The sequence below is a fragment of the Natrinema marinum genome (assembly GCF_024296685.1).
In the GTDB taxonomy this organism is placed as follows: domain Archaea; phylum Halobacteriota; class Halobacteria; order Halobacteriales; family Natrialbaceae; genus Natrinema; species Natrinema marinum.
Genome location: NZ_CP100763.1, coordinates 1,820,533 through 1,842,038, shown reverse-complemented (window position 1 = coordinate 1,842,038; position 21,506 = coordinate 1,820,533). Strand labels below are relative to the sequence as shown.

The 21,506-nt window shown below is 64.3% G+C and carries 21 protein-coding genes and 1 tRNA gene; 12 read left to right on the top strand and 10 right to left on the bottom strand.

What is annotated here, in order from left to right:
- Positions 1–41 precede the first annotated feature (41 nt).
- The 10 genes from pstC (NKH51_RS09070) to NKH51_RS09025 all read left to right on the top strand — a co-directional run bounded on the left by pstC (NKH51_RS09070) (position 42) and on the right by NKH51_RS09025 (position 11,901).
- Complete coding sequence (gene pstC / locus NKH51_RS09070; RefSeq protein ID WP_254765057.1) at positions 42–1,160, top strand: phosphate ABC transporter permease subunit PstC; 1,119 nt, start codon at positions 42–44, stop codon at positions 1,158–1,160.
- Positions 1,157–3,340: a phosphate ABC transporter permease PstA gene (gene pstA, locus NKH51_RS09065; protein ID WP_254765056.1), complete on the top strand. Its 2,184-nt coding sequence runs from the start codon at positions 1,157–1,159 to the stop codon at positions 3,338–3,340. The genes pstC (NKH51_RS09070) and pstA (NKH51_RS09065) overlap by 4 nt, the downstream gene beginning before the upstream one ends.
- Positions 3,337–4,263, top strand: coding sequence for a phosphate ABC transporter ATP-binding protein PstB (gene pstB, locus NKH51_RS09060; protein ID WP_254765055.1), 927 nt, complete (start codon positions 3,337–3,339; stop codon positions 4,261–4,263). Before pstA (NKH51_RS09065) ends, pstB (NKH51_RS09060) begins: the two co-directional genes overlap by 4 nt.
- 4 nt (positions 4,264–4,267) lie before the next feature.
- A complete protein-coding gene (gene phoU / locus NKH51_RS09055; RefSeq protein WP_254765054.1) occupies positions 4,268–4,990 on the top strand; it encodes a phosphate signaling complex protein PhoU in 723 nt (240 codons plus the stop codon).
- Between the two features lie 181 nt (positions 4,991–5,171).
- Positions 5,172–6,200: a PstS family phosphate ABC transporter substrate-binding protein gene (locus NKH51_RS09050; protein ID WP_254765053.1), complete on the top strand. Its 1,029-nt coding sequence runs from the start codon at positions 5,172–5,174 to the stop codon at positions 6,198–6,200.
- Positions 6,201–6,692: 492 nt separating this feature from the next.
- A complete protein-coding gene (locus NKH51_RS09045; protein ID WP_254765052.1) occupies positions 6,693–7,673 on the top strand; it encodes a PstS family phosphate ABC transporter substrate-binding protein in 981 nt (326 codons plus the stop codon).
- A 48-nt stretch (positions 7,674–7,721) separates the two neighbouring features.
- On the top strand, positions 7,722–8,663 hold the full coding sequence (pstC, locus tag NKH51_RS09040) for a phosphate ABC transporter permease subunit PstC (protein ID WP_254765051.1): 942 nt from the start codon (positions 7,722–7,724) through the stop codon (positions 8,661–8,663).
- A 34-nt stretch (positions 8,664–8,697) separates the two neighbouring features.
- Positions 8,698–10,317, top strand: a complete 1,620-nt coding sequence (gene pstA, locus NKH51_RS09035; protein WP_254765050.1) for a phosphate ABC transporter permease PstA — start codon at positions 8,698–8,700, stop codon at positions 10,315–10,317.
- 3 nt (positions 10,318–10,320) lie between these two features.
- On the top strand, positions 10,321–11,244 hold the full coding sequence (pstB, locus tag NKH51_RS09030) for a phosphate ABC transporter ATP-binding protein PstB (protein WP_254765049.1): 924 nt from the start codon (positions 10,321–10,323) through the stop codon (positions 11,242–11,244).
- A gap of 165 nt (positions 11,245–11,409) precedes the next feature.
- A complete protein-coding gene (locus NKH51_RS09025; protein WP_254765048.1) occupies positions 11,410–11,901 on the top strand; it encodes a metal-dependent hydrolase in 492 nt (163 codons plus the stop codon).
- Between the two features lie 68 nt (positions 11,902–11,969).
- Here the strand turns inward: NKH51_RS09025 and NKH51_RS09020 are convergent, their stop codons facing one another.
- Positions 11,970–12,419, bottom strand: coding sequence for a universal stress protein (locus NKH51_RS09020; protein ID WP_254765047.1), 450 nt, complete (start codon positions 12,417–12,419; stop codon positions 11,970–11,972).
- 171 nt (positions 12,420–12,590) lie between these two features.
- Between NKH51_RS09020 and phoU (NKH51_RS09015) the strand changes: the two genes are divergently transcribed.
- Entirely contained in the window at positions 12,591–13,262 is a 672-nt protein-coding gene (gene phoU, locus NKH51_RS09015; RefSeq protein WP_254765046.1) for a phosphate signaling complex protein PhoU, read from the top strand.
- A 44-nt stretch (positions 13,263–13,306) separates the two neighbouring features.
- On the opposite strand, the gene NKH51_RS09010 is transcribed toward phoU (NKH51_RS09015), so the two are convergent.
- From NKH51_RS09010 to NKH51_RS08985, 6 genes are all read right to left on the bottom strand, one after another.
- Entirely contained in the window at positions 13,307–13,879 is a 573-nt protein-coding gene (locus NKH51_RS09010; RefSeq protein ID WP_254765134.1) for a hypothetical protein, read from the bottom strand.
- A 170-nt stretch (positions 13,880–14,049) separates the two neighbouring features.
- Complete coding sequence (locus NKH51_RS09005) at positions 14,050–14,544, bottom strand: DUF8055 family protein (RefSeq protein ID WP_254765045.1); 495 nt, start codon at positions 14,542–14,544, stop codon at positions 14,050–14,052.
- A 1-nt stretch (position 14,545) separates the two neighbouring features.
- On the bottom strand, positions 14,546–16,219 hold the full coding sequence (locus NKH51_RS09000) for an FAD-dependent monooxygenase (RefSeq protein ID WP_254765044.1): 1,674 nt from the start codon (positions 16,217–16,219) through the stop codon (positions 14,546–14,548).
- Positions 16,212–17,801, bottom strand: a complete 1,590-nt coding sequence (locus NKH51_RS08995; protein ID WP_254765043.1) for an electron transfer flavoprotein subunit alpha/FixB family protein — start codon at positions 17,799–17,801, stop codon at positions 16,212–16,214. Before NKH51_RS08995 ends, NKH51_RS09000 begins: the two co-directional genes overlap by 8 nt.
- 1 nt (position 17,802) lies before the next feature.
- Positions 17,803–18,666, bottom strand: a complete 864-nt coding sequence (locus NKH51_RS08990) for an electron transfer flavoprotein subunit beta/FixA family protein (RefSeq protein ID WP_254765042.1) — start codon at positions 18,664–18,666, stop codon at positions 17,803–17,805.
- Positions 18,667–18,883: 217 nt separating this feature from the next.
- Positions 18,884–19,741, bottom strand: a complete 858-nt coding sequence (locus NKH51_RS08985) for a polymer-forming cytoskeletal protein (protein WP_254765041.1) — start codon at positions 19,739–19,741, stop codon at positions 18,884–18,886.
- A gap of 148 nt (positions 19,742–19,889) precedes the next feature.
- On the opposite strand from NKH51_RS08985, the gene NKH51_RS08980 reads away from it, so the two are divergent.
- Positions 19,890–20,087: a DUF5800 family protein gene (locus NKH51_RS08980; protein ID WP_254765040.1), complete on the top strand. Its 198-nt coding sequence runs from the start codon at positions 19,890–19,892 to the stop codon at positions 20,085–20,087.
- Between the two features lie 22 nt (positions 20,088–20,109).
- On the opposite strand, the gene NKH51_RS08975 is transcribed toward NKH51_RS08980, so the two are convergent.
- From NKH51_RS08975 to NKH51_RS08965, 3 genes are all read right to left on the bottom strand, one after another.
- Entirely contained in the window at positions 20,110–20,673 is a 564-nt protein-coding gene (locus NKH51_RS08975) for a DUF420 domain-containing protein (protein WP_254765039.1), read from the bottom strand.
- A gap of 160 nt (positions 20,674–20,833) precedes the next feature.
- Positions 20,834–20,971, bottom strand: a complete 138-nt coding sequence (locus NKH51_RS08970; RefSeq protein WP_254765038.1) for a rubrerythrin-like domain-containing protein — start codon at positions 20,969–20,971, stop codon at positions 20,834–20,836.
- Positions 20,972–21,191: 220 nt separating this feature from the next.
- Positions 21,192–21,276, bottom strand: a tRNA-Leu gene (locus NKH51_RS08965).
- Between the last annotated feature and the right edge of the window lie 230 nt (positions 21,277–21,506).

The following is a 21,506-nucleotide window of genomic DNA, read 5'->3' as shown; positions in this document are numbered from 1 at the left end:
GGTCGGTCCGACTCCGCTCAGGTTGGGGATCTTAAATTATCATGCTTGAGACTGTGGATATACGCACGACAATAACGCAAGCAGCGTCGCAGACGCGGCGCCGGGCGCTGTCGCTGTACCGGACGGCGGCGGAACTGGACCGGCCAAGTCTGCTCCTTGCGACGGTACAGATACTGTTGATCATCGCGGCGTTCGTCGGATTTGTCGTTCAGTCGGCGTGGACGGTCACGTTCTTGTACGGCTTCCTGTTGGCCACGGGCGTCGGCTGGGTCGCCCGACAGGCGCTGACGGCGAAGGTCGTGACCTTCCTGATGACGGCTGCAACGCTCTCCACGCTCGGGCTCATCGCGGCGTTTCTGGTGCTCGAGGCACTTCCGGCGTTTCGCCACGCCGGGCTCGACCTCATATCGCCGTTTGGCTCGAACGAGTGGAGCACCGCGCAGGGGCAATTCTCGCTCATCCCGATGCTCTGGGGAACCCTTCTCACGACGGTCATCGCGATTCTGGTCGCGGCCCCGTTCGGGGTCGCAGGCGCGCTGTTTATCAGCGATATCGCACCGGAGTGGCTGCGAGAGATCGTCAAGCCGGCTATCGAGCTGTTGGCTGGTATTCCGTCGATCGTCTACGGATTCATCGGATTCACGGTTATCAACCCGTACGTCGGCAATTTGCTCTCGATCAATCCCGGTGCGCTGTTCGCCATCGGTCTCGTGATCGGTTTCATGGCGCTTCCGACGGTCATCTCCGTCGCCGAAGACGCGCTGTCGGCAGTCCCGGAGTCGATGAAAGACGGCTCGATAGCGATGGGTGCGACGGAATGGCAGACGATGAAGAGCGTCTCGATCCCGACCGCCTTTTCGGGCGTTTCTGCGGCCGTTCTGCTGGGGATTGGCCGGGCGATCGGCGAGACCATGGCTGCGACGGTCATGATCTCACACAGTCGCCGATTGCCCCAGCCCGAACTGTACAACGTCTTCGATAGCACGGAAACGTTGACGACGTTTATCGCCTCTAGCTACGGGCACGTGACACCCGGACAGCTGTTCTGGAGCGCGCTGTTCGCAGCAGGTGTCCTCTTGATGATCATCGTGACGGGACTCGGTATCGCCTCCGAACTCATCGAACAGCGAATGCATCGTAAACTGGAGGGCGGTCAATGAGCGGAGCGCACGAGGTCCGTCTCGTCGAGACCGGCGGAACGACCTACGAACGGATGGCGATCGGTGTCGTCATCGGCTCGTTCGTGGCCTTCACGCTCAGCATCGGTGTACTGTTCGAGTGGATCGCAATCGATGGAACGGTAAGCGGCGTGCCAACGGCGATTTACTTCGGCGGTGCGCTGCTCTTTCTGGGGTCGGCGACCGGAGCGCTCGGCGCGTTTTCGCGGTGGAGCGGCGTTCGAACGACTCCCGACCGCTCGCCGGCTCTCAGCACGGTCGGCAGTCAGACGGTCCTCTGGACGATCACCGCTGCCTTCGTCGCCGGCAACACGCTGGGACTCGGCGCACTCGGATGGTTCGTCGCCGCGTTCGTGGGGCTGCTCGTCGCCTATCTCACGATCACCGCACGCGAGGACCTCGGCGCGACGGTACCCGCTGCAACCTTCGTCAGTTTCGTCGGCGTCCTCGTCCTGACCGGTGTGATATCTCCGACGTGGACGTGGCAACCAGCGGCGTTTGATGCCACCATTCCCGGCCAGCTCGCGATCCCCTTATTGGTGTTAATCGGGAGTCTCCTCACTGGTCAGTCGAGCGCGACTGCCTACGCGGGATTCGGAACACGCGGCAGACAAAACGGGGCGTTCCTGTTGATCTCGCTGGTCGTTCTGCTCACGCTCTCGGTGCTCCTGTTCCTCCTCGTGTTCGTTTTCGAGCGGGGGATACTGGTCGTACTCGAGAACCTCACGGTCAGTGCCGCGACGGTACTGTTCCTCCTGGCGGCGGTACTCGTCTCCCTGGTCCGGTACGGACACGTCAACCCCGCGACCGCGGACGGCACCGATACCCTCGTCTCGTTCGTCTCTCTCGCCGCGGCGAGCGTCGTTGGACTCATCGGCGTCGTTCTGGCGTCCGCTATCGCAACGAAGTACACCATCTCGGGATACGCGGTCACGATCGAACCAGCGGCCGTCGTCGGCGCGCTGCCGGGACTCGTGGTCGGCCTCGTCTTTCTGGACGTGCTTCGCCGGTCGGGTGGCTCGTGGACTCCCAACACGAAGACCGGTCACTCTCTCAGCCGCGCTCTCCGCGTCGTGCTGGGGCTCATGGGTGCGATCGTACTGATCGAGTTCCTCGTCGGAACGTCCCTCGCGCTCGGCGGTATCGGGATCGTTCCGATAGTCGCGATCGTCGTCGGCGGCGTTTCGATGATAACTCTCGTCGCGACCTGGGGAGCACGATTTACCGGGCGCACTCTCCCGTCGTGGATCCCGCCGCTGACGTGGACCGCGAGCATCGCTGCGGTGACGTTCGTCGTCTGCTGTCTCCACGCTATCGCCACGGGCGACTCGGTCGGCGGCACCGTTGGCATCGCCGCCAGCGGAGCCGTCGACTGGCCCTTCGTCATGAACCCGTCGCAGGGCCTCGGCATCCAGAAAGGCGTGATGCCGGCGATGCTAGGGACGATCTGGATCGTCCTCGGGGCCGTCGTCTTCGCCGTTCCGCTGGCAGTCGGTGCCGCCGTCTTCCTGACCGAGTACGCAGAGGATAGCCTCTTCACCCGCGCGGTCGACATCGCCACAAACGGTCTCTGGAGCACCCCCAGTATCGTCTTCGGTCTGTTCGGCCTCGCGTTCCTCGTGCCACGGTTCGGTGGCACGCCCTCCATCTTCGCCGCGCAGCTAGTACTCGGGTTCATGCTACTCCCCCTCGTGCTCATCACGAGTCGGGAGGCCATGAAGACCGTCCCCGACGAGTATCGGGACGCGAGCGCCGCACTGGGCGTCTCGAAGTGGGACACGATCCGGAGTGTCGTCATCCCCGCCTCGATGCCTGGCGTTATTACCGGGATTATCCTGGGCGTCGGCCGGATTGCGGGCGAAACCGCACCTCTGTTGCTCGTTCTCAACGGGCCGAATTTCCCGACCGCCTCTCCGGGAATTCTCTCCAGTTTCACGGTTAGCGTCGGTCTCCAGCCGCCGTTCGTCCACGTCTCCAATCCCGCGCTGCTCGAGCGAGCGAGCGCACTTCCCTATCAGCTGTACGCGATCATCACCGCCGGCGTCGGTGCCGAGGAGTCCTTCGGGTGGGGGACGGCGCTCGTCTTGCTCGGCGTCGTCCTCTCGTTCTTCGCGATGGGCATCGCGAGCCGACGGTACTTCAGGAGGAAACTACACCAATGACAGAATCAAGCATTCCCACCACGGCAACGGATCGAACCGATTCCGACGGAGCCCCGTCGAGCGACGAAACGACGACCGGTGAGAGCAACGAGCGCACGAAAGCGGAATGGCGCGAGTATTCGTTCCCAGGTGACCCGGTCCTATCGGTCGAGGATCTGAACGTCTGGTACGGCGACGACCACGCGCTCAAAGATATCTCGATCGACATTCCCGAGAAGAGCGTCACGGCGCTCATCGGTCCCTCGGGCTGTGGAAAATCCACGTTCCTCCGGTGTCTCAACCGGATGAACGATCGAATCAAAGCTGCTCGTATCGAGGGGGATGTTACCTTCAACGAGCAGAACATCTACGCCGACGGGGCCAACCTCGTCGAACTGCGGAAACGCATCGGCATGGTGTTCCAGCACCCGAACCCGTTCCCAAAGTCGATCCGCGAAAACGTCGCCTACGGCCCGCGAAAACACGGCGACCTCGAGCGTGGGCTGGTTCCCCGGTTGCTCGGACGCGACGACAAGGACAGGGAGGACGAGCTGGTCGAGCGGTGTCTTCGCAACGCAGCCCTCTGGGACGAGGTCGAAGACCGCCTCGGCGACAACGCGCTCGGCCTCTCCGGCGGCCAACAACAGCGACTCTGCATCGCGCGCTGTCTCGCCGTCGACCCCGAGGTCATCCTGATGGACGAGCCGGCGTCGGCGCTCGACCCGATCGCCACCGCGAAGATCGAGGATCTCATCGAAGACCTCGCCGAGGAGTACACGGTCGTCATCGTCACCCACAACATGCAGCAGGCCGCCCGCATCTCCGATCAGACGGCGGTCTTCCTGACCGGCGGCGAACTCGTCGAGTACGGCGACACCGATCAGGTGTTCGAGAACCCGCGGAGTCAGCGAGTCGAGGACTATATCACTGGTAAGTTCGGGTGAGGCGATGGCCCGCGAGGACTACCGGGAGCGCCTCGAGCGCCTCCGCGAGGCCGTCGTCACGATGGGCGATCTCGTCTACGAGCAGCTCGCCGACGGGTTTACCGCGCTGTTTACCGGCGATCGGTCGCTCGCACGCGATGTTATCGAGGGCGATCACACCGTCAACCGCCGCTCGCTCGAGCTCGAAAGCGAGTGTTTCGACCTGCTCGCGCTCTATCAGCCCCTCGCGGGCGACCTGCGGATCGTCGTCGCCGCGTTCAAGATCGCCACCGACCTCGAGCGTGTCGGCGATCTCGCGACCAATCTGGCGGAGTACGCCTTAGACGCGACCGAATCGTCGCCACCGCTTCCCGACGTGGATTTCGAGCGGACCGCCGCGCTCGCACTCGAGTTGCTCGAGGAGGCCCTCGAGGCCTTCGTCACGGAAGAGCCGGCGACCTGTTTCGCGGTCGCCGAGCGAGACGACGAACTCGACGATCGCTGTGTCAGCGTCGCCGAGCGCGTCGTCCGGACCTGTATCGACCTTCGGATCGAGGGCATCGACGCGACCGGCGGTCGGACGATCGGGTCCGATCCGGTCGGTGATCCGTCAGTGTCCGATCTCCTCGCTGACGTGTCGCGGACGCTCGTAATCGCTCGCGACATCGAACGCATCGGCGACCACGCCGTCAACGTCGCGGCACGGACGCTGTACGCCCTCGAGAACAGCGACGAACTGCTCTTCTGATACGTAAGCGACGCTCAAGCGCGTCGGCACTCGCGGCCGCGCGGTGGACTACCGAGAGTCGTCGGGCCGCCGATCGACCACCGCATCGAACGAGTCGATCGCGTATTCGAACACGGCTCTATTGAGCACTATACAGGTCTCATAGCATCCCTTTTTTATAGCCTTTCGAGTCCTTCACGTGATGCAGAACGACCGGTTCGGGCGGTCCGTCGAGAGCGTATCGCGACGCAAACTCCTCGTGGCTGTCGGCGGAGGCGGAACGGCCGCGCTTGCGGGATGTCTCTCGAGCGAGAGCGACGATGGCGACGAAACGGACCCCGACGGCGACGACGGTGGCGGCGAAACCGGCGGCGATGGACTCTCGGGCGAGGTCGTCGTCACGGGCTCGAGTACCGTCTTTCCGATCTCGCAGGCGATGCGCGATCGGTTCATGGACGAGCACCCGAACGTTACCGTCAGGGTCGAGTCGACCGGCAGTGGCGGCGGATTCGAGAATCACTTCTGTCCCGGCGATGCGGACATCAACGCGGCTTCGCGGCCGATCAAAACCGCCGAACGGGATCACTGTACCGGAAACGGCGTCACGCCAGTCGAGATGCAGATCGCAGGCGACGCCCTCACGATGGCCGTCAGCACCGAGAACGACTGGGTCGACTGCATGTCCTTCGATCAACTGGCGCGGGTCTGGAGCGAGGGCGGCGCGGAGACCTGGGCCGACATCGACTCCGACTGGCCGGACGAGCCGTTCGAACTCTACGGTCCCGACACGACCTCCGGGACCTACGACTGGTTTACCGCGAACGTCGTCGGCGACGCCGGCCACCGCAGCGATTACGTCGGGACGGAAGACGACACGACCATCGTGCAGGGACTCGAGGGCAGCCCGTACGCGATGGGCTACTTCGGTTACGGCTACTACGCCGAGAACGCGGAGCGCGTCAAAGCGCTCGAGATCAAAGCCAGCGAGAGCGACGCTTGCGCCGAGCCAACTCTCGAGGCGGCCAAAACAGGGTCGTATCCGATGGCACGCCCGCTCTTTATCTACCCATCCGAGGAAGCGCTGCAGCGCGAGGTCGTCTCCGAGTTCGTCCGGTTCTACCTCGAGAACTCGACCGCCGACTGGATCGCCGAGGAGGTCAACTACGTCCCTTCGAGCGAGGCGCAGGCCAGCGAGAATCTGAGCGCGCTCGAGGAGATCACGGGCGCGTAGTCCGGTCGGTTTCGAACTGCGCCGATCGTACTCGAGCGGTCGTCTTTTTCTGCGGCGGGTCCCCTTCGTCGTGCCGTCGACCTGAGCGAACCGATTCGGCTACCGGTCGGCGAGACGTCGACGGGACCGATCGCTCGAGGCGAAAACTCCACCAGTCGAAACTCGCAGCGGATCAATAGACGACCAGCCACTGTGAATCGGCCCGTATCGACGGCTTTGATGGCACGAGTGGGGTCGCACGTTATTGAGGTTTGTTCACACGGGGCAGCCACTATAGTTCGGGTGGATCTATAGTCCCATTTGGCTATAGTCTGCTATGTAATCGGTTATGATAGTGATCGTCGTCGTCACAACTGCCTATTCGTGCCAGAGAGGGGGTCAAATTCGATTATTCTGTTCGTCGGCCGGCTCCGATCGCGGCTATGGCCCAGTATGTAGCACTATATAGCTAACATAGCATCGTATTTCTATATACAGTCGGACGTTCACCTGATGACTGATACCAAGATGGATCGTTCGGTTCGCTCGTTTTCTCGACGGAAGTTTATCGCCGCGACGGGCGCAGTCGGCGCGCTCTCGCTGGCCGGCTGTACCGAGAACACCGGAAACGGGGCCGGAAGCGGCGGGGATCGTGAACGTGTCGTCGTCACCGGCAGTAGTACGGTGTTCCCGGTCTCCGACACGCTCGCCGAAGAGTTCATGAACGATCATCCTAAGGTAAACGTCCCAACCAACCCGACCGGTACCGGGGGCGGGTTCAGCAACAACTTCTGCCCCGGAAATTCCGACATTAACGGCGCATCGCGTCCGATTCAGGACGAGGAGCTCCAGAACTGTCAGGACAACGGCGTCGAGCCGATCGAGTTCCAGATCGGAAAGGACGCCGTCACGATGGCCGTCAACAATGACTCACCGATCGACTGTCTCAGCTACGACCAGCTCGCCCAGATCTGGAGACAGAACGGTGCGGAGACCTGGTCCGATGTCAACTCCGAGTGGCCCGACGCACAGATCAAGCGTTTCGGTCCGCCGTCGACTTCGGGAACCTTCGACTGGTTCAGGAACAACGTGATCGGCGACGCTGGGAGCCACATCCAGCAGTACGAAGCGACCGAAAACGACAACGAACTCGTTCAGGGAATCGAGACGACGCAGCACTCGATCGGCTACTTCGGCTACGCATACTATCGGGAGAACCAGGATCGGATCAAAGCGGTCGGAGTCCGTCAAGGCGAAAACGGCGAGTGTACCAAACCGAGCCTCGACGCCGCACAGTCGGGCGCATACCCGATGGCGCGGCCCCTGTACATCTACGTCAGCAAGGAATCGCTCCAGCGCGATCCGGTCTACAACTTCGTCGAGTTCTACCTCGAGCAGTCGTCGACGGACACCATCAGCGACGTCGGCTACGTCCCCGTCAGCGAGGAGCAGGCCCAGTCGAACCTCGAGAAGCTCGAGAACGCAGTCAACTGACGCGGCGAACCGAACGATTCACCATGCGACGACACCCACATCAGAGAAATGAGTGAGCAATCGATAGACGTCGATCTGACGCGATCATCGTCGAGTCAGGTCGTCAAAGAGCGAATCTACAAGTGGCTGCTGTTCGCTTGTGCCGCGCTGACGGTGTTCGTCACGGGGAGTATCATCGTCACGCTCGCGAGAGACGCGCTCGTGTTCTTCACCATGGTCTCCCCGGTGGAGTTTTTCACCGGCACGACGTGGTTCGTCCGCGGCGACAGCGGGACCTACGGCGTCTGGCCGCTCGTGAGCGCGACGCTGATCATCACCGTCGTCTCGGCACTCGTCTCGGTTCCGACCGGCGTCGCGGCCGCCGTCTATCTGAGCGAGTACGCGAGCGATCAGATGCGATCGGTCCTGAAACCGGCGCTCGAGGTGCTCGCCGGTATCCCGACGGTGGTCTACGGCTACCTCGCGCTGGTCTATCTGACGCCCGCGCTCCAGTGGGTCGGCATCCCGGTCAGCACGTTCAACCTGCTGTCCGCGTCGATCATGGTCGGGATCATGATCATTCCGATGGTGTCGTCGCTCTCCGAAGACGCGATGAGTTCCGTCCCCGACTCGCTTCGACAGGCGGGCTACGGGATGGGCGCGACGAAGTACGAGGTGTCGACCGGGATCGTCATCCCCGCGGCCGTCTCCGGCATCTTTTCGTCGTTCATCCTCGCGCTCTCGCGTGCGATCGGCGAAACGATGATCGTCGTCATGGCCGCCGGGCTCCGACCGCGGATGTTCAACTTCGCGAACCCGCTCGACAACTTGCTCAGTTCGGGACAGCCGATGACCGCCGGCATGGTCAACGCCGTAACGAGCGACGCGACCGGCGGCTCCTCGACGTACCTGAGCATGTTCGCCCTTGGACTGACACTGTTCGCGATTACGCTCGCGATGAACCTCGCGAGCGACTACGTCGCAGCGCGCTATCAGGAGGAGTACCAATGATCGGAATCGAGGCGATGACGGAGGTGTACAGCTAATGGCGACCGAACAGCAGGCCGGAACCGGGGGCTGGTACGGGACGGACGAAGCAGTCAGTCGGATTCGCGGCCAAGCGTTCAAGGCGCTCTGTCTGGGTGCGACGTTGCTCGCCCTGCTGGCCGTCTTCGTCCTCCTCGTGTACGTCGCATTCGACGCCTTCCAGCCGCTTACGGCTGACCGCGGCTGGCTACTGACGTTCGGTGTGACGGTCGTGCTCCCCCTGCTCGGTGCAACGGGCTACTACTACACGAGGGACACACGCGCCGGCGAAACCGCAACTATCGCCCTCGGCCTCCCGGTCGTCTCGCTGTTGCTCACCGGCGGCGTGTTCATCACGTTCGAACACATCGTCAGTGTCTATCGGTGGCTCGCGATCCTCGTCGCACTCTTCGTGGCCGGGACCGTCGTCTACGCGCACAGCCGAGCACGACCGACGGCTGACCTCGAGCGACTGCTCGTGGTCGTCGCCGTTCCGGTTCTTGCGCTCTATCTGATTCCGAGAGTCATTCTCTCGCTGCCCGTCTTGCCCACGGAATCGATCGCGCTGTTCGCCTCGTTCGTCCTGCCGGTCGCGGTCGCCGCCGGTTGGTTCGTGCGCAGACAGCGCGAGGACGACCGCGCCGGCGTTACCGCGGCGGTGCTGACGCTGCTCGCGGCGGCGATCGGCTTCGGTGCCGCGCCCGTCGTCGGCATCGATCCGTTCGTCTGGATGCTGCTCGTCGCGGTCACTGCCGTTCCCGTCGGGCTCTACGTCGAGAGTGTCGTTCGCCGCGGAGCCGGCGTCAGCGGGCTCGCGTTCCCGCTGCTCGTCGCGGGCGGGATCGTCGCCGGAGTCTTCGTGACGGACGCCCTCGGTTTCGCCGGACCGAACTCGTGGCTCGACTGGGGATTCCTGACGAGTGCCCCCTCGAGAACCCCCGAGGACGCCGGCTTCTACCCGCCGCTGGTTGGCTCGGTGATGATGCTGCTCGTGATCATCGTCTCCGCGTTCCCCGTCGGCGTCGGTGCCGCTATCTATCTCGAGGAGTACGCGCCGGAACGGGGCCGATGGGGCCGCCTCGTCGACCTGATCGAGGTCAACATCGGCAACCTCGCCGGTGTCCCGTCGGTCGTCTACGGTGTCCTCGGACTCGCATTGTTCATCCGCTGGGGCGGCCTCGGCTCCGGGACCGCACTGGTCGGCGGGTTTACCGTCGGGCTGCTCATCCTCCCGATCGTTATCATCTCCTCGCAGGAGGCGATCAGCGCTGTCCCCGACTCGATGCGGAGGGCGTCCTACGGGATGGGCGCGACCAAGTGGCAGACGACTCGCAACGTCGTCCTCCCGGAGGCCCTGCCGGGGATCATGACCGGGAACATCCTCGCGATGGGACGGGCGATCGGCGAGACGGCGCCGCTGCTTCTCATCGGCGCACCGGCCGTCGTCCGGCTCGCCCCGAATTCGTTCACGAACAAGTTCAGCGCGATGCCTCGCCAGATCTACACTTGGTCGAGCGAGATCGACGCGGCGTTCCGACACGGCGTGCTGGCGGCCGGCGTCGTCACGCTGCTGGTCGTGCTACTGCTGATGAACGGCGCTGCCATCATCATTCGTAACAAGTATCAACGCCGAGACTGACCCATGTCACAAGATCCTATGACTGACCCGAACAGCCGTACCGATACCCAACCGACCGACGAGGGGCGAGCGGACCTCGCGAGCGACGATCTCGACGGTTCCGATCCGACGAGCGAGCCCCTGGTCGACTCGTCGATCGATGTCGACGGTCGTTCGGGTACGCCCTCGAGCGCGAGTCAGACCGTCATCGAGTCGAAATCGCTCGACGTCTACTACGACGACGTGCAGGCGCTGCAGTCGATCGACATCGAGATCCCAGCAAAGCAGGTTACGGCGATCATCGGGCCATCCGGTTGCGGAAAGTCGACGTTCCTCCGGTGTATCAACCGGATGAACGACCTCGTCGACGCCGCACGGATCGACGGGGAATTGCTGTTCGAGGGGAAAAACGTCTACGACGATGATGTCGATCCGGTCGTGCTCCGTCGCAAGATCGGAATGGTGTTTCAGGCGCCGAACCCGTTCCCCAAGAGCATCTACGACAACGTCGCGTACGGACTGGAGGTCCAGGGTATCGACGGCGATTACGACGCGATCGTCGAGGACGCGCTCCGTCGCGCCGCCCTGTGGGACGAGGTAAAAGATCGCTTAGACGAAAGTGCGCTCGGTCTCTCGGGCGGCCAGCAACAGCGGCTGTGTATCGCACGCGCGATCGCGGTCGATCCCGACGTGCTGTTGATGGACGAGCCCGCGAGCGCGCTCGACCCGGTCGCGACCTCGCAGGTCGAGGACCTGATCGACGATCTCTCCGAAGAGTACACGGTCGTCATCGTCACCCACAACATGCAGCAGGCCGCGCGAATCTCCGATAAGACTGCCGTCTTCCTCACCGGCGGCGAGCTGGTCGAGTTCGACGACACGGAGAAGATCTTCGAGAACCCCGAGCACGATCGCGTCGAGGACTACATTACCGGCAAGTTCGGGTAGGCCCCAGCGAGGCCGATCGACGCGGGTCGTCGGCACACGGGTCTCGATTCTTGCGTCGTCTCCGTTCTCTCGAGTCAGTCTCTCCGGACCGGACAGTCCTAACGCCGTTCAGTGGCGAGTGCCGTCCGCGAGCTTATCCGTCGACGGATCGTGTTACTGTTGCACATGGTCGCCGACGGGGCGCACATCCTGGTCAGTCTCGCGCTGGTTCTGATCGTGTTCCGGTCGCGACGACCCGAACCGTACCTCGTGACCGCGCTGGCCGCCGCCTTCCCCGATATCGACATCGTCGTCTTCCATCCGTTGGTCGAACTCGGCTACGTCGACGGCGTCCTGTGGACCCATCGAGGACTAACCCACTCGCTGTCCGCCGCGGTAGTCGTAGTCGTCTTACTCTCGTACTTCGGTCCCTGGAGAGCCGCCGCCATCGGTTACGGCTCGCACATCCTCTTCGATTTCCTGACCGGCGGCGTTCGGCTGTTCGCGCCGTTCAATCACGTGCTGTACGGGCTCTCGTTCGATTGGCTACTCGCGAATCTGCTGGTGTCGGTCTTCTCCGTCGCCGTCATTCTCGGCGGTCTGCTCGGAATGAAGTACGTGCCCGAGATGGGGCTTCCGTCACCGACCGCACAGGCGGTCCTCGAGCGGTTCCAGTAGCGGCTGCGGCGGCGATCACCGCCGACCGGTTGGCGCGTCCCCGTCGATCATCGTCGGCACGCGGGAGCTCAGGCGGCGTCGACGCTCCCGTCCGGGCGGACCGTCACGACCGGAAGCGGGGCCGTTCGAACGACTTTATCGGTGACGCTCCCGAGGATCCGCCGTTCGAAGCCGCTCCGACCTGCCGTGCCGATGACGATCATGTCGGCGTCGATCTCCGTCGCGTACTCGACGATCTCGTCGGCGGGGGTTCCCGATCGGACGACCGCTTCCGCCTCGAGTCCCCGGGCTTCGGCGCTCGCGGTGAGCTCGTCGGCCCACTTCGCGGCGATCTTCGTCACGTCGTCTTTCGTTCGTGGCGGTCCGCCGCCCACCGACGAGACTTCCGTGAGGTTCACGTCGCCGACAGCGAGCGCGTGAACGGTCGCCCCCATTCGTTCTGCCAAATCGAATCCGACTTCGGATGCATTTTCGGCGTATTCGCTCCCGTCTGTTGGTATTAGTATAGAATTAGGCATCGATTGTATTCTTCATTGTAGAATTGCGGAACGATTGTATAATAGTTCTCTCCGTGGCAATACTTCCGAGGGCGTCCTCAAGCCAGTGTGTGGCGTACTCGCGCGCCCTCGCGGGGGGCTCGATCGTCGGTGAGCACAAGCTATATCTTCGCCCGGAAAGGTGCGTGAATCATGGCCAGAAAATCCTATCAGGAGAAGCTCACGGAGCTTCGCGAGGACGTGCTCTACATGAGCGAAGTCGTCATGGAACGCCTTCGCATGGGGCTCGACGCCTTGGAGCAGAAAGACGAGGAACTCGCCCGCGAAGTGATCGAGGGCGACGGCGAGATCAACCGGATGTACCTCGACTTGGAGAAAGACTGTATCGACCTGCTCGCGCTGCAACAGCCGGTCGCGAGCGACCTGCGGTTCATCGCGGCCTCGTTCAAGATCATCACCGATCTCGAGCGGGTCGCCGACCTCGCGACCAACCTCGGCGAGTACACGATCGACGCCGAGCGGGACCTGTTCCCCGACGTCGACGTCCAGGAGATGGGCGAACTCACCCTCGACATGCTCGAGGAGGCGATGGTCGCCTACGACACTGAAGACACCGAGCGGTGCCGAGCGCTCGCCGACCGCGACGACGAACTCGACCAGTTCGCCGAGCGGGCCAGCGAGATCGTCGTCCGGGACCTTATCGAGCGCGAACTCGAGTCGCCGGACGAGGTCGAACAGTTGCTACAGGACGTATCGCGGCTGCTGTTGACGATCCGCGACTTGGAACGCGTCGGTGATCACACGGTCAACATCGCCGCGCGGACGCTGTACATGGTCGAAAACGACGACGAACTCATCTACTGACCGTCTCGTCTGTACCAGCGAAACCGATCGACGGAGGCGAACTCTTACCCGGTCGTGTTGTTGCCGCCGGTCATGTTCCCGCTCTCGTTGTCGGACATGTTCTCACTCTCGTTGCCGGTCATGTTCCCGCTCTCATTTCCGGTTTCGTTGCCGCCGCCACCGCCGCCACCGCCGTCTTGGAGCTGGATCTCGCCTTCCATCGCGGGGTGGGGCTGACAGTTGTAGGTCGCGATCTCGTCGGTCGCCTCGAACTCAATGAACTGGTCTTGGGGATCAGTGACTGGATCACCGGTGGTGTACTCGTCGACGACTTCGCCGTTCGAGTTGCGCAGTTCCATGTTGTGAGCGGCACCGTCGCCTTCCGACCAGCCGATCTCGTAGGTTTCGCCGCTCTGGAGAATCAGCGTCGGGTTCTGCTCGCCCTCGATATCGGATGGTGCGAGCCCTTCCCAGTAACTGGTCTGGCCGCTGAAATCGATCTGTGTTCCGGGCTCGATCTCGTAGCCGCTACCGCCACCGCCGTTGCCGCCGTTACCACCGTTGCCGTTACCGTTACCGCCACCGCCGCAACCGGCGACGAACGCCGTCGATGTCGCGACACCTGTCAGCTTGAGCATCCGCCGTCGGGATAACCGATCGTCTCGTGCCATCAAGCTGACTTTGTGCTCAACCGGAATAGTCGAATACCCGTCTACTGCGTGGGAGTCAAGTGCGGGCCGATTCGAGACGCGTCTTTCGCTCGATTTTCGGCTCGTGGCGCGCGGGCGACAGCGAGGGGGCCCGGCCGTCACCCCGTCGGGGTCGACGCCGGCCGGCGCTCGGGAACGCGGGTCAACAGCTGTGCCGTATCGACGATGTTGCGCGTCTCGAGCAACAGTTCCGCCGCTTCCCGGACCGTAAACGACGCCTCGAGGTCGACGCCGTGGCAGGTGGCGTAACACTCGAGCCAGCGGTTCATCGCGCGCTCGAGCGCGTCGAACTCGGCCTCGCTGAACGGGACCAGCCGGCCGCCGGTGCGGGCCTCGACGTAGAGCCAGACGGCCTGTCCGGCCCCGTCGCGCAGATACTCGTCGGCGTCGGCAGGCGTCGCCTCCGTCTCGCGGGTCGCTTCGCTCCCCGCTCGCCCGTCCGGGGCGTCCTCAGAAGTGTGAAGCACTTCTGACGGGCTGCGAGAATCGCTTTGCGATTCTCGAGCGCTTCGCGCCTCGCTCTCCTCGAGCGCCGCCCGCTCGCGCTCGGCGCGGCGAGCCAGTGCGGCGATCCGGGGGCCGTATCGGCTCACGTTACCCCTCGCGGTACTCGACGCCCTTGCCGCCGCGGGGGTGTTCCCACTCTGTGTCGGCGACGATGGCGCAGGTGCCACACTCGACGCAGGGCTGAGTGTCGAGACTGACCAGGGTCTCCGCGGTACCGTTGGTCTTGACCGTCTCCGAGCGGTAGCAGCCGCCGCCGAAGTCCGCGGCGCTGACCGGGCAGGCGGTGACCGCCGTGCCGCTGGCGTCGAACGACTCGTCGAGCAGTTCGATGTGTGGGTTGCCCACGTCGGTGTCGTAGGTCAACTCGCCGATCCGCTCTTCGAGGCTCGGCGGCTCGATCTCGTTCTCCCAATGAATCGTCTTACCGTGTTCCTCGGCGATCAGCGTCGGCAGGGAGACGTAGCCGGTCTTCGTGTCGGGCAGCATCGACACGAGGAACGGCGAGTTGTAGGCGCGTTCGAGCAGCCGGTCGGCGATCGGGTTTCCGACCGCCAGCGAGCCGACCGGCGAGTCGAGCACCCGTTCGATCGCCGCGGTCACGGTATCGTTTTCGCCGACGGTCCGGCTGAGCTCGTAGCGCCGGGGCCGGAGCTTGTCCATCGTGCCCGAGTCCTCGAGCATCTTCGCGTACCGTCGCCCGGCGGCCTCGGAATCGGCGCTGCCGCGGGTGACGGCGAAGGCGTCCGCCGCGAGCGCGCCGGCGGTGATGGCGTGGTTCATCCCCTTGATGATCGGTCCCTGGGCCTGCATCTGGCCGGCGGCGTCGCCGACGAGGACGAGCCGGTCGCGGTAGGGGCTTCGGTGGGCCACCTTCTTCGAGTCGGGAACAAGCTTCGCCGCGTACTCGCGTTCGTGGTACTCGTTTTTGAACCAGCCCGCGAGCAACGGATGGGTCAGCAGGGCGTCGAGCAGTTCGTGGGGCTCTGCCTCCTGTTCGACGAGGCTGTCGAGGTGGAAGACGGTCCCGATCGACAGCGAGTCCTCGTTCGTGTAGAGGAAGCCGCCGCCGCGAACGTCCTCGAAGAGATCGCCCGAAAACAGGTGGGCGGCCCCCTCGTCGGGCTCGAGGTCGAACCGATCGTCGATCGCGTCGGGCTCCATGTCGACGACGGCCTTGACGCCCTGGAACCACTCGTCGGGCTCCTCCCAGTCCATCAGGCCGGCATCGCGGGCGAGTTCGGAGTTGACGCCGTCGGCCGCGACGACGAGGTCCGCTTTGATCGGGTCGAGTTCGTCGCAGGTGACGCCGACGATTTCGCCCCCTTCGCGCAGGAGGCCGTTCACCCGAACGTTCGTCAACACCCCGCCGCCGGTCTCGCTGGTCTTCTCGTGGACGCGGGCCTCGAGCCAGGAGTCCATCTCGCGGCGCAACACGGCGTCACACCAGTCGGTGTCGTGCTCGTGGAGGTCGACCAGGTCGTAGGTCTTGACCGTGTTCCCGGCGACGTTGTGGATGTAGTAGTCGGTAACGGGTCGTTCGGCGGCCGCCTCGCGGAAGCCGTCGAAGAGGTCGTCGATCGTGTACGGCGCGGAGTCCTCGGCGTAGATCAGTCCGCCGGAGACGTTCTTCGACCCCGCTTCGGCCCCGCGCTCGAGTACGAGCGTCTCGATGCCGTGATCAGCCAGCCGGGACGCCGCCGCGGCCCCGCCGGGGCCACAGCCGACGACGACCGCCTCGTAGTGCTCGTAGTCGTCAGTCATCGTCACCACCTCCGTCGGCGACGGCTTCGGGCTCGAGGGCCGTCTCACCCGATTTCACGGCCTCGGTGAGCCGCGGCAGGACCTCGAAGAGGTCGCCCTCGATGAAGTAGTCCGAGAAGTCCCGGATGCGGGCGTCGGTGTCGGTGTTGATCGCGACGATGGTGTCGGATTCGTCCATGCCGACTTTGTGCTGGACCGCGCCGGAGACGCCCGCCGCGATGTAGAGGTCGGGCGCGACGACCTGGCCCGTCTCGCCGATCTGGCGTTCCTCCTTCGAGTACTCCTCGACGTGGCCCTCGAACTGGTAGGAGGAGGTGACGATCCCGCGAGTGATGCCGAGTTCGGCGTTCTCGAAGGCGTCCACGAGATCGAGACCGAGTTCCATCCCTTCGGTGGGGGCGTCCGCGATCCCGCGGCCGAGACAGACGATCACGTCGTGGCCGGCGAGGTCGATCCCGGCCTCGAGCCGGTCGTACTCCTCGATCTCGACGCGGAACCAGTCGTCGTCCAGTTCCATGTCGTGTTCGACGACGAGCCCGTTCCGGTCGTGATCGGGCTCCATCGGCTCGAAGCTGCCGGGGATGACCGAACAGCCCTGCGGGTGGAACTCCCGGCCCGGATTGTCGAGACAGAGGATCGTCGAGTACTCGAAGCCCGAGAAGTCCGGCCGTTTCATGTGCAGGACCTTCTCGAAGGTCTTCTTGACGCCGGGCTCGCCGGTCTTGACCGGGTTCGAGACCTCGTTCTCCTCGATGAAGAGGTCCGAACAGTCCGAGGCCAGCCCGGAGTCTAGTTCGGCCTGCACCTTCGCCGAGAGGTCCCGTCCGTTGTTCGTCGCCGGGAACAGCACGTACCGGGGCTTGTCGTAGTCGCGCCAGTCGGTGCTCTCGACGGTGCCCTCGCCGCGGGCCATGTGCGACGAAATCTCGGTGTAGGGCTTGTGCAGGAACCGTTCCAACCTGCGGTCGTCGTGGTAGACCGCTACGTCGGCCCCGTAGGCGATACACTCCTCGGCCAGCCCCTCGCAGTCGTCGCCCATCAGGAACGCGACGACCCGCTCTTCGTCACCGTAATCCGCCGCGAACTGGTCCATCAACTCGCGGGCCTTGCCGAGCATCTCCTTCGAGACCTCGAGCAACTCGCCGCCCTGGGTCTCACAGAAGACCCACATGTCGGCGTACTCGCCGTCCGCGAGCGCGCGGACATGTCGCTTGTCGCGGGTGGGATGGGAGAGGTCGTCGTCCTCCTCGAGTTCGTCGTCCGCGTCGGCTTCGTCCCCGTCTGCCGATTCCGTCTCGGCTTCGTCGGCCGACTCCGTCTCAGTTGCTTCCTCGCCGTCGGCCTCGTCGCCGACGTCCTCTTTCGTCCCTTCGTACTCGCCTTCGGTCTCGGTGCCCGCCTCGATCCCCTCGAGGTCGGCACCGATCTCCGCGAGCCGATCGCGGACCGCCTCGCGGGCCGTCGTCCGATTTTGGCCGGAGCGTTCGGCCTCGAGGACCGATGTCAGTTCCTCCTCGTCGTCTACCGCCTCGAGTTCCTCGGTCAGTTCGTCGACGGTGTGGTCGTTCGGATCGATCGTCATCTCAATCACCCGCCTCCGCGGCGTAGGGGTGCATCTCCTCGAGTACGTCGCCCATCCCGTCGTCGGGGTCGATCATCGTCGCCTCCCGCTCGGACGGTGCTTTGGGGATCGGATCGACCGACGAGACGATCGTCGGCGAGCCGTCGAGCCCGATGTAGTCGGGATCGAGGTTCAGGTCGACGTGGTCCCACGTCGTCAGGTGCTCGTCGTGTTCGGCGGCTCGCTCTTCGGTCTCGGCCCGAAGCTGTTTGTGCGTTAGCCGGTGGGAAGCCTTTCGATAGGTCGGCTCGAACTCGGGATCGGTGATGACGAAACACGGCAGCGGCGCTTCGACCGTCTCGATCTCGTCGATATCGCCCTCGACGAGCCGTTTCGCGCGCAGCGTCCGCTCGTCGGGATCGATGTCGAGCGCGATGACGTGCGTGACGATCGGCCAGTCCATCGCCCAGCAGGTCTGGGGCCCAGTCTGGCCGGTCTCGCCGTCTGCCGTCTTGAACCCCGCGAAGACGATGTCGATGTCCGCGACCTCCTCCTGGTACTTCTCGAGGCCGGCCGAAAGCGTGATCGCCGTCGCCCACGTGTCGGAGGCGGCGAGTTCGCGGTCCGAGAGCAGGTAACTGTCGTCGGTGTAGACCGACTCCATCGCGTCTCTCAGCACGTCGGCGTATCCCGGCGGCCCCATACTCATCCCGCTGACCTCGCCGCCGTGACGTACCTTCGTCTGGAGCGCGGCCTCGAGCGCGAACGCGTCGTTGGGGTTCATCACCGTCGGCGTCTTCCCCCGCTCTAAGTGCCCGTCCTCGTCGAACGAGACGGCACCCTCCGAGAAGTCGGGGACGCCTTTCGTCAGCACGATCGATCGCATGGATACCTCCATCGGCCGTGTGTGGTTGACTGTAACATGCCTGTCGTCCCCTATCATATTATCAGTATTAAGAATAGGGGTCAAAATCGCCGATAGAAGGCGTCGCTCGTAACGCGGTAGGTTCGGGTGTTGTTCGGCTTCCGAGGGCGGTTCAGAACAGTCCGGCACACTCGAGCGGAGAATCGACACCGAAACCGATCGCTGCGGAGCGGCCAGCTTACTCGCGTTCGCGCTCGGTCGTCCCCATCGTGATCTCGCCGTCGGCTCGGATCGTGCCGTCGATCTCGGCGTCGGGGCCGAGCTCGAGGTCGTCACAGGAGACGTCGCCGAGGATGCGCGCGTCGCGTGCGATGGTGACGTCGCCGTCGCGGGTGGTCAGATCGCCGTGGATTCGGGTTCCCTCGCCGACGGTGATGTCGCCGCGGGCCCGCAGACTGCCGAAGATGTTGCAGTCCTGGCCGACGTCGATCGTCTCCGCGCGGACGTTGCCGTGGAGTCGGCAGTCGTCGCCGATCGTTGCGGGCGTCGAGACGCGCCAGGCGTCGTCGCCGACGGTCGCGTTGCGGGGGATCACGAGCGGCTCCGCTTCGGGCGCGTCGTCGTCGTCGTCCACGAGTTCGGAGATGACCCGCTGGGCGGCGTCTTCCTCGCCGATCAGGAGGAGGTGTTTGAGGTAGACGAACAGGAAGACGATCGTCGGCATCGGGTTCCGAATGACGATCCAGCCGTTGGCCTCGAACCCCTCCTCGATCTCCACGTCGTCGCCGATATCAAGATCGCCGGCGACTTTCAGTTTGCCGCCGATGTGGACCCGCTCGCCGATGTAGGCGTCCTGGCCGACCAGCACGTTTTCGGCCACGTCACACCACATATCGAGCCGGCAGTCGCCGTCGGCCTCGATCGCGCCGCCGAACTCGGCGGATTCGCCGGCCAGCACGTTTCGGCCGCGGACGCCGAACTCGACGGTCGCTCGACCGCCCACGAAGACATCCCCGTCGGTCACGAGGTCGCGTTCCTGCGCTTCCGTCCCGTCGGGAACGACGAGTTCGTCGAGGGGATCCCTGCTGAAGGCCACACTCGCATCCAAAGGGAACACCGCCTAATAAACCTCGCGCGTCGTCAGTCGTCCGTCTGACGCCTGGCTGCTCCTTCCCCCCGTTCGCGCCGGTTTCGTGGCGAGCCGACCCGCCTCCCTTTTACACCCCCACCGCATACCCCCGGACATGACTACGCTCGCGTTCGACGACGACGGCGTCGACGTCGTCTACGAAGGCACGGAATTTCGCCTCGAGAAAGCGCTCGTCGAAGAGGCCACCGAGAAGTCCTACTACGACGTGACCGATCACGAGGTGCTGAAGATCGTCGCCGAGCAGCCCAACCTGCAGGGCGAGCCCCGCCGTATCGGCGACATTTTGGACTAATCCGCGGTCCGTCGGGCTCGGCTCAGTAGACGACGTGGAGTAACACGAAGACGACGATACCGAGCGAAAAGGAGACCAGCCACAGCGTCGCCGCGACCCGACCGATGCGGGCGTGGCTCGTCCGTCGGAGTTCCGCGACCGGCCGCGAGAACGCGAGCAACAGAACGTAGTACAGCAGCGGGATGCAGACGATCGCCAGCAGGATGTGGATCGCGAGCAGCGGCAGGTAGACGAACTGGTAGACCGCCTCGGGGCCGGGAAACGGCTGCGGGCCGCCGGTGGCCGTCAGCCGGTAGAGATACAGCGCGAGAAACCCCACGAACAGCCCGAACGAAGAGAGCATCGCAATCCGGTGGCGTTCGACGTTCCCGCGTCGGATCGCCCGCCAGCCGACCGCGATCGTTCCGATGGCGGCCGCGCTGATGACGGCGTTGACCAGCGGAATCGTCTCGAGCACCCACTCCGGCGTGGCCGGCACGCTCGAGGACGGAATCCGGCCGCCCGCGGCCGCGAAGACCACCGCCAACGACACCACGCTCAACACGCCGGTCAGCAGGCGCACGCGCTCTCGAGGAACGTACTCCATGCGTGGTCGTTCGAGCGTAGCGGGAAAGCAGTTACCGTCTCGGTCCCACTACGGCGGCCATCGGGCCAGTGCCCCGCTCACTGGGTCGCCACTCGGCACTCGCCGACGGATCGCCGGGTCGCGCCTCGCGCCGGGTAACAGTGAGCGAGGCGGGTTCGACCTATTGCGTGACCACGTTTCGCACCTCGCTGCCGCAGCTCGGACACGTCGGCTGGTGGCTGGCCGCCGTCGTTCCGTAGTCGCAGTCGCGACACTCGAACCGTCTTTGCTCCGGCGTGTACGGATCTCTGCGAACCATGGTCGCGCCTCCACCGAACAGTGTGTTAAATCTTACCACGGTGGGCTCGAGCGGTCCGTGTGACTGCGGCCGTTGGCAGTGGTCTTCGACCGTGCCGGCCGTTCCGTGGGAGACGGAACTGTCGCTCGTCGGTGTAGCGTCGGAAAGGATTATGCGTGGGTGATGTCCACGAAGGGAAATCACCTGCATCGGTTGCGGTGGAGCTCAGCCACCTGTGCGATGCGTGGGACCGGATTCGAACCGGCGGACCCCTACGGGACAGCGCCCTCAACGCTGCGCCGTTGGCCTGGCTTGGCTACCCACGCTCGCGGTCTCTGTCTGCACTCAATCGTATCCAGTGTGATTATAAAAGCCCTTTCCTTTGGGTCGGAGACTGCGGCCGGGTCACACGACCGATCCGGCCCGCTGGTGACAGGTTCACCGACTGCTCGCACCGCCGACACGCGAGTACCAGCGGTGGCTTCGGTCACCCCCTACACCGCCGCCTCGAGCCCGCCCGCGCTCGCGAGAGACACAAAGGTTTCAACGCTCGAGG

Coding starts and splice junctions, on each gene's coding strand:
- pstC (WP_254765057.1), top strand. CDS start 42: ATGCTTGAGACTGTGGATATACGCACGACAATAACGCAAGCAGCGTCG.
- pstA (WP_254765056.1), top strand. CDS start 1,157: ATGAGCGGAGCGCACGAGGTCCGTCTCGTCGAGACCGGCGGAACGACC.
- pstB (WP_254765055.1), top strand. CDS start 3,337: ATGACAGAATCAAGCATTCCCACCACGGCAACGGATCGAACCGATTCC.
- phoU (WP_254765054.1), top strand. CDS start 4,268: ATGGCCCGCGAGGACTACCGGGAGCGCCTCGAGCGCCTCCGCGAGGCC.
- NKH51_RS09050 (WP_254765053.1), top strand. CDS start 5,172: ATGCAGAACGACCGGTTCGGGCGGTCCGTCGAGAGCGTATCGCGACGC.
- NKH51_RS09045 (WP_254765052.1), top strand. CDS start 6,693: ATGACTGATACCAAGATGGATCGTTCGGTTCGCTCGTTTTCTCGACGG.
- pstC (WP_254765051.1), top strand. CDS start 7,722: ATGAGTGAGCAATCGATAGACGTCGATCTGACGCGATCATCGTCGAGT.
- pstA (WP_254765050.1), top strand. CDS start 8,698: ATGGCGACCGAACAGCAGGCCGGAACCGGGGGCTGGTACGGGACGGAC.
- pstB (WP_254765049.1), top strand. CDS start 10,321: ATGTCACAAGATCCTATGACTGACCCGAACAGCCGTACCGATACCCAA.
- NKH51_RS09025 (WP_254765048.1), top strand. CDS start 11,410: ATGGTCGCCGACGGGGCGCACATCCTGGTCAGTCTCGCGCTGGTTCTG.
- NKH51_RS09020 (WP_254765047.1), bottom strand. CDS start 12,419: ATGCCTAATTCTATACTAATACCAACAGACGGGAGCGAATACGCCGAA.
- phoU (WP_254765046.1), top strand. CDS start 12,591: ATGGCCAGAAAATCCTATCAGGAGAAGCTCACGGAGCTTCGCGAGGAC.
- NKH51_RS09010 (WP_254765134.1), bottom strand. CDS start 13,879: ATGCTCAAGCTGACAGGTGTCGCGACATCGACGGCGTTCGTCGCCGGT.
- NKH51_RS09000 (WP_254765044.1), bottom strand. CDS start 16,219: ATGACTGACGACTACGAGCACTACGAGGCGGTCGTCGTCGGCTGTGGC.
- NKH51_RS08995 (WP_254765043.1), bottom strand. CDS start 17,801: ATGACGATCGATCCGAACGACCACACCGTCGACGAACTGACCGAGGAA.
- NKH51_RS08990 (WP_254765042.1), bottom strand. CDS start 18,666: ATGCGATCGATCGTGCTGACGAAAGGCGTCCCCGACTTCTCGGAGGGT.
- NKH51_RS08980 (WP_254765040.1), top strand. CDS start 19,890: ATGACTACGCTCGCGTTCGACGACGACGGCGTCGACGTCGTCTACGAA.
- NKH51_RS08975 (WP_254765039.1), bottom strand. CDS start 20,673: ATGGAGTACGTTCCTCGAGAGCGCGTGCGCCTGCTGACCGGCGTGTTG.
- NKH51_RS08970 (WP_254765038.1), bottom strand. CDS start 20,971: ATGGTTCGCAGAGATCCGTACACGCCGGAGCAAAGACGGTTCGAGTGT.